General features: G+C 72.2%; 15 protein-coding genes. 4 read left to right on the top strand and 11 right to left on the bottom strand.

Features of this window, described 5'->3' with window-relative positions; genetic code table 11:
* Window positions 1-233: 233 nt before the first annotated feature.
* Together AB0D85_RS21990 and AB0D85_RS21985 are read right to left on the bottom strand one after the other, a co-directional pair.
* Window positions 234-896 carry a response regulator transcription factor gene (locus AB0D85_RS21990; RefSeq protein ID WP_123973178.1) on the bottom strand — a complete coding sequence of 221 codons (663 nt, stop codon included), beginning with the start codon at window positions 894-896 and terminating at the stop codon, window positions 234-236.
* Window positions 897-1,207: 311 nt separating this feature from the next.
* Entirely contained in the window at window positions 1,208-1,894 is a 687-nt protein-coding gene (locus tag AB0D85_RS21985) for a DUF3000 domain-containing protein (RefSeq protein ID WP_362322588.1), read from the bottom strand.
* A gap of 107 nt (window positions 1,895-2,001) precedes the next feature.
* On the opposite strand from AB0D85_RS21985, the gene hemE reads away from it, so the two are divergent.
* Window positions 2,002-3,069: a uroporphyrinogen decarboxylase gene (gene hemE / locus AB0D85_RS21980; protein ID WP_362322586.1), complete on the top strand. Its 1,068-nt coding sequence runs from the start codon at window positions 2,002-2,004 to the stop codon at window positions 3,067-3,069.
* Between the two features lie 6 nt (window positions 3,070-3,075).
* Here the strand turns inward: hemE and AB0D85_RS21975 are convergent, their stop codons facing one another.
* Entirely contained in the window at window positions 3,076-3,900 is an 825-nt protein-coding gene (locus tag AB0D85_RS21975) for a rhomboid family intramembrane serine protease (RefSeq protein ID WP_362322584.1), read from the bottom strand.
* 121 nt (window positions 3,901-4,021) lie between these two features.
* Here AB0D85_RS21975 and AB0D85_RS21970 point away from each other — a divergent pair, with 121 nt between their 5' ends.
* The gene (locus AB0D85_RS21970) at window positions 4,022-4,330 is read left to right on the top strand and encodes a hypothetical protein (protein WP_362322582.1); all 309 of its coding nucleotides are present in this window, start codon (window positions 4,022-4,024) and stop codon (window positions 4,328-4,330) included.
* A gap of 78 nt (window positions 4,331-4,408) precedes the next feature.
* On the opposite strand, the gene AB0D85_RS21965 is transcribed toward AB0D85_RS21970, so the two are convergent.
* Window positions 4,409-5,800 (bottom strand): FAD-dependent oxidoreductase, encoded by a 1,392-nt coding sequence (locus tag AB0D85_RS21965; protein WP_362322580.1) that lies wholly within the window; start codon window positions 5,798-5,800, stop codon window positions 4,409-4,411.
* 48 nt (window positions 5,801-5,848) lie between these two features.
* A complete protein-coding gene (locus tag AB0D85_RS21960; protein WP_362322578.1) occupies window positions 5,849-6,742 on the bottom strand; it encodes a DUF4349 domain-containing protein in 894 nt (297 codons plus the stop codon).
* Between the two features lie 155 nt (window positions 6,743-6,897).
* On the opposite strand from AB0D85_RS21960, the gene hemG reads away from it, so the two are divergent.
* The gene (gene hemG / locus AB0D85_RS21955) at window positions 6,898-8,385 is read left to right on the top strand and encodes a protoporphyrinogen oxidase (RefSeq protein WP_362322576.1); all 1,488 of its coding nucleotides are present in this window, start codon (window positions 6,898-6,900) and stop codon (window positions 8,383-8,385) included.
* A 5-nt stretch (window positions 8,386-8,390) separates the two neighbouring features.
* A complete protein-coding gene (gene hemQ / locus AB0D85_RS21950) occupies window positions 8,391-9,122 on the top strand; it encodes a hydrogen peroxide-dependent heme synthase (protein WP_362322574.1) in 732 nt (243 codons plus the stop codon).
* A 6-nt stretch (window positions 9,123-9,128) separates the two neighbouring features.
* Here hemQ and AB0D85_RS21945 read toward each other — a convergent pair whose 3' ends face one another.
* From AB0D85_RS21945 to AB0D85_RS21920, 6 genes are all read right to left on the bottom strand, one after another.
* Window positions 9,129-10,772: an alpha/beta hydrolase gene (locus AB0D85_RS21945; protein ID WP_362322572.1), complete on the bottom strand. Its 1,644-nt coding sequence runs from the start codon at window positions 10,770-10,772 to the stop codon at window positions 9,129-9,131.
* A gap of 426 nt (window positions 10,773-11,198) precedes the next feature.
* Window positions 11,199-11,978, bottom strand: coding sequence for a TIGR04222 domain-containing membrane protein (locus AB0D85_RS21940; RefSeq protein WP_362322570.1), 780 nt, complete (start codon window positions 11,976-11,978; stop codon window positions 11,199-11,201).
* A 96-nt stretch (window positions 11,979-12,074) separates the two neighbouring features.
* Complete coding sequence (locus tag AB0D85_RS21935) at window positions 12,075-12,884, bottom strand: DUF4142 domain-containing protein (protein WP_362322568.1); 810 nt, start codon at window positions 12,882-12,884, stop codon at window positions 12,075-12,077.
* Between the two features lie 224 nt (window positions 12,885-13,108).
* On the bottom strand, window positions 13,109-14,392 hold the full coding sequence (locus AB0D85_RS21930; protein ID WP_362322566.1) for a DUF692 domain-containing protein: 1,284 nt from the start codon (window positions 14,390-14,392) through the stop codon (window positions 13,109-13,111).
* A 146-nt stretch (window positions 14,393-14,538) separates the two neighbouring features.
* The gene (locus AB0D85_RS21925; RefSeq protein WP_362322564.1) at window positions 14,539-15,333 is read right to left on the bottom strand and encodes a DUF4142 domain-containing protein; all 795 of its coding nucleotides are present in this window, start codon (window positions 15,331-15,333) and stop codon (window positions 14,539-14,541) included.
* Window positions 15,334-15,539: 206 nt separating this feature from the next.
* Window positions 15,540-16,247 (bottom strand): aminoacyl-tRNA hydrolase, encoded by a 708-nt coding sequence (locus tag AB0D85_RS21920; RefSeq protein ID WP_362322609.1) that lies wholly within the window; start codon window positions 16,245-16,247, stop codon window positions 15,540-15,542.
* Window positions 16,248-16,251: the final 4 nt, after the last annotated feature.

Below are 16,251 nucleotides of genomic sequence, written 5' to 3'. Positions count from 1 at the left end.
CACACCCATCCCTATTTGGTTTTTTTTGTGTGTTTTTTTCGTGGTTGCGTTTTACTGTGTTGGGGGGGGGGGGGGGGCGGGCCCCCCCCCCCCCCCCCCCCCCCCCCCCACGCCGGAGGGTCGTAAACCAGTCAGGTCGGTGAAAGATCAGGTCCACGAACGGGGGACAGCGGAGGGCGACGTGAGCGTGGACCAGCGGCCGATCCTGTTCACGTCAATGAACGCTCGACGGGTCAGTGGATGATGCCGGTGCGCAGGGCCACGGCGACCATCCCGGCACGGTCGCCCGTGCCGAGCTTGCGGGCGATGCGGGCGAGGTGGCTCTTGACGGTCAGGGCGGACAGGCCCATCGAGACGCCGATCGCCTTGTTCGACTGGCCCTCGGCGACCAGTCGGAGCACCTCGACCTCACGGCCGGAGAGCTCGCGGTAGCCGCCCGGGTGGCTCGGGGCACCCGGGGGGCGGCGGTGCATACGGGCGGCGGCGGAACCGATGGGGGCGGCGCCCGGTCGGGTGGGGAGCCCGATGTTGGTGCGGGTGCCGGTGACGACGTAGCCCTTGACCCCGCCGGCCAGGGCGTTGCGCACGGCGCCGATGTCGTCGGCGGCGGACAGGGCCAGGCCGTTGGGCCAGCCCGCCGCGCGGGTCTCGGACAGGAGGGTCAGGCCGGAGCCGTCGGGGAGGTGGACGTCGGCGACGCAGATGTCGCGGGGGTTGCCGATGCGGGGACGAGCCTCCGCGATGGACGAGGCTTCGATCACATCGCGCACGCCGAGCGCCCACAGGTGGCGGGTGACGGTGGAGCGGACGCGGGGGTCGGCCACGACCACCATGGCGGTGGGCTTGTTCGGGCGGTAGGCGACCAGGCTTGCGGGCTGCTCTAGGAGAACGGACACCAGGCCTCCTGGGGTGGGGGACGGGGGGCCGGCTTGTGGGGATGAAGCCGGGACGAACCGTGCTTTCAAGGTCACAGTCGTCTTCGGCACCAAACCCGTCCGCCTTTAGAGAATGATCACGATCTGGTGAGTAACAATACGTGCAATTCGGACACGCGATCGATCATCCGAAGATCGAATCGGTTCGGGCCGTAGCGGTACGGGACAGAAAGTGGCCGTATCGACAAAGAGATGGTCAATGAAGGGTGAGTCGGCGGGACCCGGGTGGACGGGTCCCGATGAATGGTGGTGCCCGATGCGGTGGTGAGGGGTCAGCGGGCCTGCGGGTCGCGGCGCTGGGGCAGTGTGACCACCGAGGCGTCGCCGGGGGCGGCCGGCGGCAGCCCCGCGACCTGCGCCAGCAGGTCGCACCAGGAGGCGAGGTGCGCCGCGGTGTCCGGGACGCCGGTGCGGCCCTCCCGGGGCGTCCAGGAGGCCCGGATCTCGATCTGCGACGCCGCCGGCCGCTCGGAGAGCCCGCCGAAGTAGTGCGAACTGGCACGGGTGACGGTCCCGCTCGGCTCGCCGTACGAGAGACCGCGCGCCTGCAGCGCGCCGGTCAGCCACGACCAGCAGACCTCGGGCAGCAGCGGGTCGGCCGCCATCTCCGGCTCCAGCTCCGCGCGCACCAGCGTGACCAGCCGGAACGTGCCGCGCCAGGCGTCGTGCCCGGCCGGGTCGTGCAGCAGCACCAGGCGCCCGTCGGCGAGATCCTGGTCGCCGTCGACCACCGCGGCCTCCACGGCGTACGCGAACGGGGCGAGCCGCTGCGGCGCGGGCGTCGGCTCCACCTCGACCTGCGGCCGCAGCCGTGCGCCGCGCAGCCCGTCGACCGCGGCCCGGAAGGCCTGCGGTACCGGTGGCGCCGTACTGCCCGTATGCCCGTCCCCCTCCTCGGTGTCCTTCCCCTCGCCCATCCCGCCAGCGCCGTCCGACAGTCGTCCCTGAGCCGCAGCCATGCGGGGAAGAGTAAGGGGAACGACGCCTTCGCGCAGGGAGAGACACCACCTAGGCACCACCCGGGGTGCGGCCACGGCGGCTCCGGGGGCGTGCGAGACTTGCCGTCGTGAGTGCGAACGGGAGCCCCGCGGGCCAGCAGCCGACAGCGACGTACGACAGTGCCTTCCTCAAGGCGTGCAGGCGTGAACCCGTGCCGCACACCCCCGTGTGGTTCATGCGGCAGGCCGGTCGCTCGCTGCCGGAGTACCACAAGGTGCGCGAGGGCATCCCCATGCTGGAGTCGTGCACGCGGCCCGAGCTGGTCACCGAGATCACACTCCAGCCCGTGCGCCGGCACAACGTGGACGCGGCGATCTACTTCAGCGACATCGTCGTCCCGCTCAAGGCCATCGGCGTCGACCTCGACATCAAGCCCGGCGTCGGCCCGGTCGTCGCGCACCCGATCCGCACCCGCGCCGACCTCGCCCAGCTCCGCGACCTCACGCCCGAGGACGTCTCCTACGTCACCGAGGCGATCGGCCTGCTCACCCGCGAGCTCGGCCCGACCCCGCTGATCGGCTTCGCCGGCGCCCCGTTCACCCTGGCGAGCTATCTCATCGAGGGCGGCCCCTCGCGCACGTACGAGAACGCCAAGGCGATGATGTACGGCGACCCCGAGCTCTGGGCCGACCTGCTCGACCGCCTCGCCGACATCACGGCGGCCTTCCTCAAGGTGCAGATCGAGGCCGGCGCCTCCGCCGTCCAGCTCTTCGACTCCTGGGCCGGCGCGCTCGCCCCCGCCGACTACCGGCGCTCGGTGCTGCCCGCCTCCGCGAAGATCTTCGACGCCGTCTCCGGGTACGGCGTCCCCCGCATCCACTTCGGCGTCGGCACCGGCGAGCTGCTCCAGCTCATGGGCGAGGCCGGTGCGGACGTGGTCGGCGTCGACTATCGCGTTCCGCTCGACGAGGCCGCCCGCCGGATCGGCCCCGGCAAGGCGCTCCAGGGCAACCTCGACCCGACGGTCCTGTTCGCCGGCAAGGACGTGGTGGAGACCAAGGCGCGCGAGGTGCTCGACGCGGCCGCCGGTCTCGAAGGCCATGTGTTCAACCTCGGCCACGGCGTCATGCCGTCCACCGACCCGGACGCGCTCACCCGGCTGGTCGAGTACGTCCACACCCAGACCGCGGGCTGATCCCGCCTACCAGCCGTGCCGGGGCCGGGCCCGTCTGCCGAACAGCAGGCCGCGCGGCTCCGGGGGCGGCGGTGTGCCCGGCTTGAGCGGCAGGGCGAGCACCATGCCCACGAGGAAGCCGACGACATGCGCCGCGTACGCCACGGTCCCGGCGCCCGAGACGCCCTCGCCGGACGAGTACACGGCCTGGAGCACGAACCAGAAGCCCAGCACCAGCCAGGCCGGCAGTCGCAGCGGCAGGAAGACCAGGAACGGGACCAGCACCCAGACCCTGGCCCTCGGATAGAGCACGAGATAGGCGCCCAGCACGCCGGCGATCGCGCCGGACGCGCCGATCAGCGGGTCCCCCGAGGCGTCGTTGACGAGCGCGAAGCCGTAGCCGGCCGCGTAGCCGCAGACGACGTAGAAGAGGAAGTACCGGACGTGGCCCATCCGGTCCTCGACGTTGTTGCCGAAGATCAGCAGGAACAGCATGTTGCCCAGCAGATGCAGCCAGCTGCCGTGCAGGAACATCGCCGTGAAGACGGACAGCGCGGGCGACTTGTCGTAGCCGGGCGGGCCCACCACGCAACCGGGGCCCTGCCGGCCGAGGCCCACCTGGCCCGTCGGGACCACCTGCGGCATCTGATGGTGGATCAGTTCCCTGGGGACCGCCGCGTAGTGGTCCATGAACGCCTGCAGATGGCACAGCTGCGCCAGGTCGCTGCCCCCGGCCACGGAACCGGCTATGCCGGGCGTGAAGAGGAACACGAGGACGTTCGCGGCGATCAGCGCGTACGTCACATACGGCGTGCGACGCACCGGGTTCACGTCATGAACAGGGATGACCACAGGTAAGTAGTGCCCAGGGAAGGCCGGACCAAAGCCGGTGGCGTTTATGTGAACGTCGGCACGGTCGTGTGCGTATGTCTCTGCGACCGACGTGAGGTTCAGGCGACGTGAGGAACAGGCGATGAACGAGCGGGTTACTTCTCAGGCGTTCCCTCCCATGCAGGCGCTTCCCGACGGTGAGGCGGAGATCTCCCTCGTCGTACGGCTTCCCTGGGAGGACGTGGCGCGGCTCGGTCAGGAGGCGGGGCGGCTGGCCGCGCAGATGCAGCGGCCGGTGACGCTGGACGAGGCGGTGAGCAATCGGCTGCGGTCGACCCGGCCGGCAGCGGCGCATGCCCGTCCCGGGACGGAGCAGCAGCCGGCTGCTGCCACTGCGGTCCCGGGTGGGGCGGGGGTTACTTCGCTGCCGAGGATCAGTGGGACGGCTTGAGCGTCGTTGCGGGGTGCGGGTGGATTGTGGCTCGTCGCGCAGTTCCCCGCGCCCCTGGGTAAGTCAGCTGCGCCCCTGTCAAGAACTACCGTTGCGCACCTTTGCCACCGCCTTCCGCGCCGCCACCAATACGGGGTCCCACACCGGTGAGAACGGTGGAGCGTAGCCCAGGTCCAGTGCCGTCATCTGTTCCACCGTCATGTTCGCCGTCAGGGCGACCGCCGCGATGTCGACCCTCTTGGCCGCGCCCTCCCGGCCCACGATCTGGACGCCCAGGAGGCGGCCCGTTCGGCGTTCGGCGAGCATTTTCACCGTCATGAGGTCCGCGCCGGGGTAGTAGCCGGCGCGGCTCGTGGACTCGATGGTGGCCGTCTCGAACTGCAGGCCCACGCGCAGCGCGTCCTTCTCGCGCAGCCCGGTGCGGGCGATCTCCAGGTCGCAGACCTTGCTCACCGCCGTGCCGACGACACCCGGGAACGTGGCGTACCCCCCGCCCACGTTGGTGCCGATGACCTGGCCGTGCTTGTTGGCATGGGTGCCCAGCGGGACGTACTGCTCCTGTCCCGAGACCAGGTTCAGGACCTCCACGCAGTCACCGCCCGCCCAGATGTCCTCGTGGCCGCGCACCCGCATCGCCCGGTCGGTGAGCAGGCCGCCGCGTCGGCCGAGGGGGAGGCCCGCCGCCTCGGCGAGGCCGGTCTCGGGGCGGACGCCGATGCCCAGGATCACCACGTCGGCCGGGTACTCGGCGTCCTCCGTGGCCACCGCCCGCACCCTGCCGTCCTGGCCGGTGAGCACCTTGGTGACCTCGGTGTCGTCGACCATGGTGATGCCGAGGCCCTCCATGGCCCGGTGCACCAGGCGGCCCATGTCCGGGTCGAGCGTGGACATGGGCTCGCTGCCGCGGTTGACGACCGTCACCTCGTAGCCCCGGTTGATCATCGCCTCGGCCATCTCGACGCCGATGTATCCGGCGCCGACCACCACGGCGCGACGGCCACGCGTGCGTGCCAGCGTGTCGAGGAGGGCCTGGCCGTCGTCGAGGGTCTGCACCCCGTGCACGCCCGGCGCGTCCGCGCCCGGCATGTCGGGGCGGATCGGGCGGGCACCGGTACCGATGACGAGTTTGTCGTACGACGTCCAGGACTCCACGCCGGAATCCACGTCACGCGCGCGTACCCGCTGCCCCGCCACGTCGATCTCCGTGACCTCGGTGCGCATCCGCAGGTCGATGTCGCGTGCCCGGTGCTCCTCGGGAGAGCGGGCGATCAGACGGTCCCGCTCCTCGACGTCACCGCCGACCCAGTACGGGATGCCGCACGCCGAGTAGGAGCTGAAGTGCCCGCGCTCGAAGGCCACGATCTCCAGCTCGTCCGGTCCCCGCATCCGCCGTGCCTGGGACGCCGCGGACATGCCCGCGGCGTCCCCGCCGATCACGACCAGCCGTTCCCGCCCACCGTTCATGCTCATGCGAACACGCTACGGGGCGCGGGCATTTCGGTCTCGCCCAGGCCTTGCTCAGGTCTCGCTACCGGGCTGAGCGGGGGTACGGCGCCTGCGGACGAGCTTCCACCACAGCAGTGCCAGCAGGGCCGCCAGTGCCGCGAACGGCAGGGCCGCGCCCAGGGCCAGGGCGATCCAGCGCAGCATGGTGACGAAGACGTGCCAGCCGCCGGACAGGGCGTCCACGAACCCCGGGGAGTCGTCCTTCGCGACCGCCTTCTTCACCGGTGTCCGGGTCAGCGACAGGGTGATGGTGGCCAGGCTGGTGCGGTCCTTCAGGGAAGCCTGCTGGGCGAGCAGCGCCTCCAGGTCGGCCTCCCGGCTGCTCAACTCCCCTTCCAGCGCGACCACGTCACCGATCTTGGTCGCCCGGTCCATCAGCTCGCGGACCCGGGCCACGCTGGCCCGCTGCGACTTGATCCGGCTGTCCACGTCCACCACTTGGTCGGTGACGTCCTGCGCCTTGGAGGTGCGGGCGAGCAGCTTGCCCGCGCCCTGGAGGTCGTTGAGCACCTCGTCGTACCGGTCGGTGGGCACGCGCAGGACCAGCCGGGTGCGCTCATGGCCCCGGGAGTCCCGGGTGGTGGTCTCGTTGCCGACGTAGCCGCCGGCGTTCTCGGCCGTGGTGCGGGCCTCGCCCAGGGCCTGGGGCACGTCCTTGACCTGCACGGTCAGGGAGGCGGTGCGGATGATGTGGCTGACGGTCAGGGCGGGAGCCTTGGCGGTCCCCTGTCCGGCGCTGTCCTTGGCGCCCGCGGAGCCCGCCGCCTCCCGGGCCATGCCGGGCACGTCCGCCTTGGCATCGCCGGCGGAGCTGCTGTAGGAGGTGCCGTCCGCGCTGCATCCGGTGAGGACGAGGGCGGCGGCGAGCAGGAGGCCGGCGAGGGCGGGTCGTACGGGATGGCGCATGGTTCCCCCCGAGGGTCGTGACGACTGACGCTCCTTCGACGCCGGGCCCGGGCGGAACGTTTGACGGCGACGGTCCCGATGCGGTCACGGTCGGGACGCGTGCGGGTCACCGGGCCGGGGCGGGCCTGTCAGTGGGGTCTGAGAGAGTGGGGGTCATGAGCGCAACGGGTACGGGCACGGGGCATGTCGTCGTCATCGGAGCCGGGATCGCGGGACTGGCCGCGGCCCACCGGCTGCTGGAGCGCGGCGCGCGGGTGACCGTGCTGGAGGCCTCGGAGAGAGTCGGCGGCAAGCTGCTCCCCGGCGAGATCGCGGGCGTGCGGGTGGACCTGGGCGCCGAGTCGATGCTGGCCCGCCGGCCCGAGGCGGTCGCCCTCGCCCGCGCGGTGGGCCTCGACGAGCGGCTCCGGCAGCCGGCCACCGCCACCGCCTCGATCTGGACCCGGGGTGCCCTGCGTCCCATGCCCAAGGGCCATGTCATGGGCGTCCCCGGCACCGCCGCCGCGCTCTCCGGGGTGCTGTCGGACGAGGGCCTCGCCCGTATCGAGCGCGACGCCGACCTGCCCCGCACGGAGGTCGGCGACGACGTGGCGGTGGGGGAGTACGTGGCCGAGCGGCTGGGCCGCGAGGTCGTCGACCGGCTGGTCGAGCCGCTGCTCGGCGGGGTCTACGCGGGCGACGCGTACCGCATCTCGATGCGCTCGGCCGTCCCGCAGCTGTACCAGGCCGCGAAGACCCACGACTCGCTGACGGAGGCCGTCCGCGAGATCCAGGCCAAGGCCGTCGCCAACCAGCAGACCGGGCCGGTGTTCATGGGCATCGAGGGCGGGGTGGGCACCCTCCCGCTCGCGGTGGCCGAGTCGGTGCGGGCACGCGGCGGCGAGATCCTCACCGGCGCACCCGTGACGGAGCTGCGGAGGGTGGGACCGGACGGGCCGGGCGAGGCGCGGGCCGGCGCGCACACCGTGTGGCGTGTCGTCGCCGGTGACCGGGTGCTGCACGCCGACGCCGTGGTCGTCGCCGTTCCCGCCCCGGCCGCCGCCGGACTGCTTGCCGCCGAGTCGCCGGAGGCCGCCGCCGGACTGCGCGCGATCGAGTACGCCTCCATGGCGCTGATCACCCTCGCCTACCGCCGCGCGGACCTGGCCCTCCCCGAAGGCAGCGGCTTCCTGGTCCCGCCCGTCGACGGCCGCACCATCAAGGCCTCCACCTTCGCCTCCCAGAAGTGGGGCTGGATCGCCGACGAGGACCCGGACGTCGTCGTCCTGCGCACCTCGGTCGGGCGGTACGGCGAGACCGCGATCCTCCGGCGGGAGGACGGGGACCTCGTCGACGTCTCCCGCCACGACCTGCGCGAGGCCACCGGTCTGGACGCGACCCCCGTCGCCACCCGCGTCACCCGCTGGACCGACGGCCTGCCCCAGTACCCCGTCGGCCACCACGCGCGCGTGGCCCGCGTCCGCGAGCAGGTCGCCAAGCTGCCGGGCCTCGCGGTCTGCGGGGCGCAGTACGACGGCGTCGGCATCCCCGCCTGCATCGCGAGCGCGTACGCGGCCGTGGACCAGCTGGCAGGGGACCTCGGCGGGGTCGAGGAGCTGACGGCCAACCCGGTGCAGAGTCTGCACGGCGGAGCGGGAGAATAGGGACCATGAGTGACGACGCCCCCACCACCGAGTCCGGCAGGGTCCCGAACAAGGGCAAGCTGGCCAAGGACCTCAACGAGGTCATCCGCTACACCCTGTGGTCGGTCTTCAAGCTGAAGGACGTGCTGCCCGAGGACCGCGCGGGCTACGCGGACGAAGTCCAGGAGCTGTTCGACCAGCTCGCCGCCAAGGACGTGACCATCCGCGGCACCTACGACCTCTCCGGCCTGCGCGCCGACGCCGATCTGATGATCTGGTGGCACGCCGAGACCAGCGACCAGCTGCAGGAGGCGTACAACCTCTTCCGCCGCACCCGGCTGGGCCGCGCGCTGACGCCCGTGTGGTCGAACATGGCGCTGCACCGCCCCGCCGAGTTCAACCGCTCGCACATCCCGGCGTTCCTCGCCGACGAGACGCCGCGGAACTACGTCAGCGTCTACCCGTTCGTGCGGTCGTACGACTGGTACCTGCTGCCGGACGAGGACCGCCGCCGGATGCTCGCCGACCACGGCAAGATGGCCCGCGGCTACCCGGACGTGCGCGCCAACACGGTCGCCTCGTTCTCCCTCGGCGACTACGAGTGGGTGCTGGCCTTCGAGGCCGACGAGCTGTACCGCATCGTCGACCTCATGCGTCACCTGCGTGGGTCCGAGGCCCGGATGCACGTCCGCGAGGAGGTCCCGTTCTTCACGGGCCGCCGCAAGGACATCGCGGAGCTGGTCGCGGGCCTCGCGTAACGCCTCTCAGCGCTGGTCGGCCTTGCCCTTCAGGGACTCCCGCAGCTTCTTCCGGCGGGGCTGGTCGACCGGCGCCGGCTTCGGCTCCGGGTGCCCCGCGCAGGACGCGCGCCGCTCCGGGAGCCGGCCCTCCAGCAGGTAGGCGTCCAGGTAGCCGTTGACGCACTTGTTGGGTCCGCCGCCGACACCGTGCGTGCCCGCGTCCCGCTCGGTCACCAGCACCGAGTCGGCGAGGCGCCGGTTCATCTCCAGCGCACCCGTGTACGGCGTGGCCGCGTCCCGCTCGGCCTGCAGGATCAGCGTCGGCGGCAGCTCGCCGGGACCCGTCCGCACGTCGAGGGGCTGCTGCCGGGGCACCGGCCAGTAGGCGCACGGCAGGTTCATGAACGCGTTGTCCCAGGTCTCGAACGGCGCCACGCGCGCGAGCCGTGTGTTGTCCCGGTCCCAGGTCTCCCATTTCGTCGGCCAGGCCGCGTCGTTGCACTCGACGGCCGTGTAGACCGCGTTGCCGTTCTCCGCCCCGGCGGCCGTCTCCTGCGCCGGCGCCGCCAGCCGGACCAGCGGCTTGGAGTCCCCCTTCAGGAACTTCGACAGCGCCTCCGCCCGGCTCGGCCAGTAGTCGTCGTAGTACCCGGCCGACAGGAACGCGCCCTGCAACTGCCCCGGCCCGACCTTCCCGCCGGCCGCCTTCTTGGCCAGCCGCTTGCTCGCCCTGTCGTAACTCGCCTGCACCTGCGCGGCCGTGTCGCCGAGTCCGTACACGTCGTCGTGCCTGGCGATCCACTCCCGGAAGTCCGCCCAGCGGCCCTCGAAGGCCGCCGACTGCTCCAGGTTGTCGCGGTACCAGATCTGCGCCGGGTCAGGGTTCACCGCGGAGTCGAGGACCATCCGCCGTACGTGCGAGGGGAACATGGTCGCGTAGAGCGCGCCGAAGTAGGTGCCGTACGAGGCGCCCATGAAGGTCAGCCGGTCCTCGCCGAGCGCGGCGCGCAGCACGTCCAGGTCACGGGCGTTGTTGAGCGAGGTGTAGTGACGGAGCCTGCTCCCGGAGCGCTTGAGACAGCCCTGCGCGTACGCCTTCGCCTCCTTGATCCGTGCCTTCTTGTACGACTCGGAGGGGTGCGTCGGCGACCCCGACGGGGCCTTGAAGAAGTGCTGGGGGTCGACACAGGACAGCGGCGCCGAACGGTCCACCCCGCGCGGGGCGTAGCCGACCAGGTCGTAGGCGGCGGCGATGCGCTTCCACTCGGGGAGCACACCGACCATCGGGAAGTTCATGCCGGAGGCGCCGGGGCCGCCGGGGTTGTAGACCAGGGCGCCCTGCCGGGGCACCTTGCGCTTGCTGTTGTGCGGGTCCTTGTGGGTGGCCTGCACCCGGCTGACGGTCAGCTTGATCTGCTTGCCGTCCGGGTGCGCGTAGTCCAGCGGGACGCTCACCGTGCCGCACTGGAAGGTGCTCGGGGCCTCCAGGTCGGCGGCGCACCTGCCGAAGTCGATGCCCTCCTCACGGGCGCGCTCAGCGGCCACCGCGGTGCCGCGGAGCCCGGCCGCCGCCGGGTCCGGGACGCGGGTGGCGCTGCCGGCCGGGGCGGCGGCCAGGGTGGTCAGGAGCAGGGACCCGGCGGCCGAGTACAGGACGGGGGCTCTCATGGCGTATCCCTTCGGTGCACGGCTGCGGTGGCTTGGCGGCAACGACACCGCAGCGACTGCACGGCAGCAATAAAAGGGATATTTCGACCGGTTGCCGACGAAGGCAAGCACCATGGGGCCGGTGTCGGCACCAATCCCCCCCTGGGGGTGTCCGGCGGATCAGGTCGGCGTGGGAGACGCGGTGCCTCTTGGCCGACCGCGAGCGGGATCTGGTGCGTGCAGCTGCAAGGCGGAGGAGGCGTAGACATTGGCCGCTGCCGCGGCGGGCGACGCGGTGGGGGCACCTCCCGGCCGAAGGCTGGGGGACATCGGCGAGTGACGACAACGCGGCTGGGGGTACCCCCACGCCTTTAGGGCAGTGGGGGAGTGCGTGCCAGGGCCCGCGACGCCGGCATGATCCGCTGGATACCCCCTGGGCGCCCCTGTTCACTCCCGGGGGAGCTGGTCGCGGTGTGCGAAGGCTGCGCGGAGTTCCGGCTCGCCGATCGCTCGGATGCCGCGCACCGCGACGGAGGTCAGCAGTGAGTGGTCGTCGGCCGCGCGGTTCGCCCGCCGGTCCAGCCCGCCCAGCAGTCGCTGTCCCGCCGGAGAGGCCCACCGTGAGTACGGGTGCACCTCGAAACGGGCGATGCCCAGGCAGCTCAGCGTCAGGGTGAGGGGCAGCGCGAACCACACGGCGACCAGATCGCGCGGCATCTCGGTCGGGGCCGGCAGGGCGAGGGCGGCCACGCCGAGGCCGAACACGGCGACCGCCGCGGCCCGCACCTGGCGCACGCCCGACGCGACCGTCGTACGCGCCGCGGCGTCGGGCACCGCGAGCCCCGCCCGCACCAGCCCCTCGCCGAGACTCCGCACGGCGTCCGCGTCGGCCGCCGCCGACCGCACCGGCGCTATCCGCGACTGTCCCTCGGGCCCGATGGCCCCTATCACCGACCGCTCCATCTCGTCCCGCCCGCGCGGGTCCACGACGGTCGCCCAGCCGGTGTGGGCGAGCAGCAGCCGCCGTTGCCGGGCCATGGACACCAGGGTCAGATCGGCGACCCGCGCGGGTCCGCCGGACAGGAACGCGGCCTCGTACAGCGTCAGATCGTGCCCTCGGCCCGTGTCCGCGTCGACGGCCGCCGTCCGAACGGCGGCCAGGCACAGCCGAGTACAGGCGGTGCCGGCGACGGCCCAGGCCAGGAGCAGGAGAAGGACCCAGAACATGACATGTTTCTATGCCAGGGGCTTGGGAATCGCCATGCCCTGTTCACATTCCGGACCGAGTGTTGTCGGTATGTGACGTTCCGTTTGACGCGCAGGTCAGGGGCTGTCGGAGGCCGGCGGGGGGCTGGTGGTGGCGGGCGGCAGCGTGTACGGCGACGCCGCCGACAGGGTCGGTGAGGGCGTCGGCGACGGCAGGAGCGGGGTCGCGTCGCTCGGAGCGAAGACGGGCGGCGAGGCGGCGGGGGCGGGAGTGGTCGCCAACTGCCGTGCCAACGTGGAGAAGTCGACGTACCCCGTGGCCTCCAGGACCTTGATGTGGTCCAGGACGGTGCTGTTGGCGTCGTCGGCGAGAGCGCGGACGAGTGAGTTCTGGGTACCGGCCCGGACCTGGGCGACGACGGAGAAGACCCGGCCGTGGGCCAGCCGTACGATGTTCGCGAACTCCCGGTCGAAGTCCTGCCCCTGCGCGGCGTTCAGCGTGGTGAGCCACTGCTCCTGCTGGGCGTTGGGCGCGTTGGGGATCGGCACGCCGAGCTGGGTGGCGACGCTGCGGACGTGTGCGTCGAGGGCGGCGTGCCCGTCGACGAGGTGCTGCCCGGCCGTCCGTACGGCCTGCGTGGTGCCCTTCTGCTCCGCCATCTCCCCGGCCGGCAGCTCCCAGAGCCCGGCGAGCCGCACCTTGACGATGAAGTCCCGGTCCAGCGCGGACAGTGGGCCGTACCGGGTCGACACGGTCTGCGCGCTGAGCACGTTCACCGTACCGGTGGGGTCCGAGCGGTCGGCGTACGACCAGATCGGGAACACCAGGGCGGCGATGGTCGCCGCGAGACCGGTGATGATCACCCCGGTACCGCTGACTATGCCTCGGCCTTGGACGGGGGGTCGGGGTCGCGCACGCGCTCGCATGATGCCTCCTGCTGCGCATATTACCGAGGGGCGCCGTGGGGGATCGGGCCGAGTTCCGGGTGCGGGTGGGTGGGGGCTGGGCGCGCAGTTCCCCGCGCCCCTAGAGGGGCGCTTCAGTCGCGTCTGCTTCCCAGCTGCGGGCATGCGTGCCGCCTGGGGCGGCACGGGTGGGCGCAGCGGCACCCTGCCGGCGCCGGTAAGCGAAACCCCCGCCCCTCACCCCCCTACCCCCTCCGCAGCAACGCCCTCCGCCCCGCCGACCGCCGGGGCGCCGTCCCCGCCCGGTCCCGCCACCACAGTTCCAGCCGGCGTCGAGAAGAGCCGTCCCCCGCCCACCCCTCCCGCAGCAACCGCCCCGCGAAGTCCAGCGCATCCCGCCGGTAGCCCCCTGTCATCGGCCGTTCCTGCGCATAGGACAAGAACACGGGCCGGTACGAGTCCCCCAGGATCTCCGGCAACTCCGGTGCCACCTTCGCCACCACATCCGCCCGTTTCGCCGCCAGCGCCCGGGCCTGCACCCCCATCCGCACCCGGTCGAACCCCTCCGGTACCGGCGTCCCCGCCACCAGCGAGGACAGCGCCGCGGCCTGTGCGAGCCCGACCCGTTGCCGGGTGGCGTCGGTGACCTCGGAGGCGGCCGGCTGCTCCGCGGGCTCCCACCGCCCGCCGGCCGCCGCCCCGCCCGCCGCCACGGCCGCCCGGATCTCTCCGAGTTCCCGCTCCAGCTCGGCCGGTTTCGGGAAGTTCTCGTCCCGCTCCAGCAGCACGCCCGGCGGTGCGACCAGGGACGCGAGGTCGGTCAGGATGTCCAGGACCGCCGGGGGCACCGGATGGGCGTGGCTGTCGTGCCAGACGCCGTCCCGCTCGAAGCCGCCCGCGACATGGACGTAGGCGATCGCCTCGACGGGGAGTTCGGCGAGTGCCTTCGCCGGGTCCTCACCGCGGTTGACGTGGTTGGTGTGCAGGTTCGCCACGTCGATCAGCAGCCGTACCCCGGTACGTTCGACGAGGTCGTACAGGAACTGTCCCTCGGTCATCTCCTCGCCCGGCCACGCGATCAGCGCGGCGATGTTCTCGACGGCGAGCGGCACCGGCAGCGCGGCCTGGGCGATGCGGACGTTCTCGCAGAGCACGTCGAGGGCGTCCCGGGTGCGCGGTACGGGCAGGAGATGGCCCGCCTCCAGGACCGGCGAGGCGGTGAGCGGGCCGCCCGCGCGGACGAACGCGATGTGCTCCGTCACCAGCGGGGAGCCGAGGGCCTCGACCCGCTCGGCGAGTGCGGCGAGCCGCCCCTCGTCCGGCCGGTCCGCGCCGCCCAGGCCCAGGGACACCCCGTGCGGGACGACGGTCACCCCGCGCTCCCGCAGCCGCAGCAGCGACTCGGGGAGGTGACCCGGGCAGGTGTTCTCGGCCACGACCTCGACCCAGTCGATGCCGGGCATGCGCTCCACGGCGTCCGCGATCTCCGGCCGCCAGCCGATGCCCGTGCCCAGCCGCTCCAAGGTCATGGCCGTCCCCCTCCTGCCCCGGATGCCGCTCCGGGTGACGGGGGTATGGCCCCGGAGCGCGCCCGCGAACCGCGTTGCCTGCCGCTTCAGAGCAACATTTGAGGTTCGGGGCCGCGCTCCGGGGAGCTCTTCGCCTGCCGGCCGGGCTACTGGCCGAGCACGCCGCCCTGCGAGTCCTCCGGGTCGGGGCGCGCGGTGTTCACCGTGCCCGGCGCGCCGGGGGAGGGGCTGGACGTGGTGCGCACATCGCCGCTGGCCTGCGCGGCCGGTGCGGAGGGCACCACTATCCCCGGCGCCGGGACGGCCGGACCGGTCGGGCTGGCCGTGGTGCCGTTGGCGATCTCGTTGGCGATGGCCTCGAAGTCGACCTTGCCGGTCTTCTCCAGGATGGTGATGTGGTCGAGCACGGTCTGGTTGGTGTCCGAGGCCAGCTGCCGCACCAGGCTGTTGCGGGTGGTGTTCCGTACGGCCCCGATCACCGGGAAGATCTTGCCGTGCGCGGCCCGCAGCAGATTCACGAACTTGTACTCGTACTCCGAGCCGGTCGCCGCCGACATCTCGTTGAGCCAGCCCTGCTGCTGCTCGTTGGGCACGTTCGGCAGGTCGACGCCCAGCTGCGCCGCGACGATCCGGACCCGCTTGTCGAGGTCGGTGTGGCCGACGATCAGATGGTCGCCGGCCTCCTTGATCGCCGTGCTCGGTGCCCGCTCGATGGCCTGCTGCCCGGCGGGCAGCTCCCAGAGCCCGGCCAGCCGGACCCGCACGATCAGATCGCGGTCGGCGGCGCTCAGCGGGCCCCACTGGGTGGCCACGGTCCCCGCGGCCAGGTTGGCCTGGCCGGTGCCGGCGCGGTCCGAGTACGACCAGACGGGGAAGGCGACCGCGGCGATCGTGGTGGCGAGGGCCGCCGTGATCAGGGCCGTACTGTTGAAACGCCGCAAGGCTGCCTCCCTGTGTCGCTGGTTCGGTGCCAGGACGTACGGGTGCGGCCGCGACGATGTTCAAGCAAAGGGAAAAATTTCCAAGGGCAGGTAAAGGAGTCCAGGTCAGCGCAGTGCGGGATGGTCCGCGACCACCGTGCAGGACCCGGGCGCGATCTCGGTGACTCCCGTGGAAACCCATACACCGAGGCCGCGGGCGTCGCCGGTCACCGTGTGCGCAGAGCGGGGTGATCCGCGATGACGGTGGCCGAGCCCGGCCGGATCTCGGTGAACCCGGCGTCCCGCACCAACGGCAGCCCGCCGCCCGTCAGTTCACGCCACTCGGCGGGATCGGCGGTCCGTACGGCGAGCGGGAACCCGGCGTCGCGCCAAGCCGCCCGCTCCTCCTCCGGCAGCGCCCACCAGGCCAGTTGGGCCCCGTGCCCGGCCTGTGCCATCGCCTTCCCGGCCGACATCTCCAACTCCGGGTTCATCCAGAGCACGGGCTGGGTCCGGTCGGCGTCGGCGGGCGGCTCGGGATCGTCCAACTCGGTCCCCGACACCTGCAACTTGGCCAGGTCCTTGGGCCACCCGTCCAGGGGTACGGGCGGAAACACCCGTACCTCGGCGGCCTTCCCCGTGAGGGTGATCCCGGGCAACTCCCCGGCCCGCCGCCACTCGGCACCCCGAGCCCGCCGTACGACCTTCCGGATCCGGGCGTCCTCCCAGTCCCGGACGGCCTGGGCCCACTCACCGTCCCGCAGGGCCCGCTCGTCACTGAGCAACGTCAGCACAGCCCGAGCGGCGGTCTCGAGAGCATCGGTGCGCCCAGGAGGAGCCGACTTCTCTATCCGTACGACGAGAGGCAGCACGAACTGGGGTGCTTCGTCACGAGAAGTGGGCTCGGTCTTGAACGGACTGTCGCCGGGTGACATGGAA

This window comes from Streptomyces sp. NPDC048277, from assembly GCF_040652235.1.
Lineage (GTDB): Bacteria > Actinomycetota > Actinomycetes > Streptomycetales > Streptomycetaceae > Streptomyces.
The sequence above is the reverse complement of the archived record's forward strand: the minus strand, read 5'-3'. Positions and strand labels throughout refer to the sequence as shown.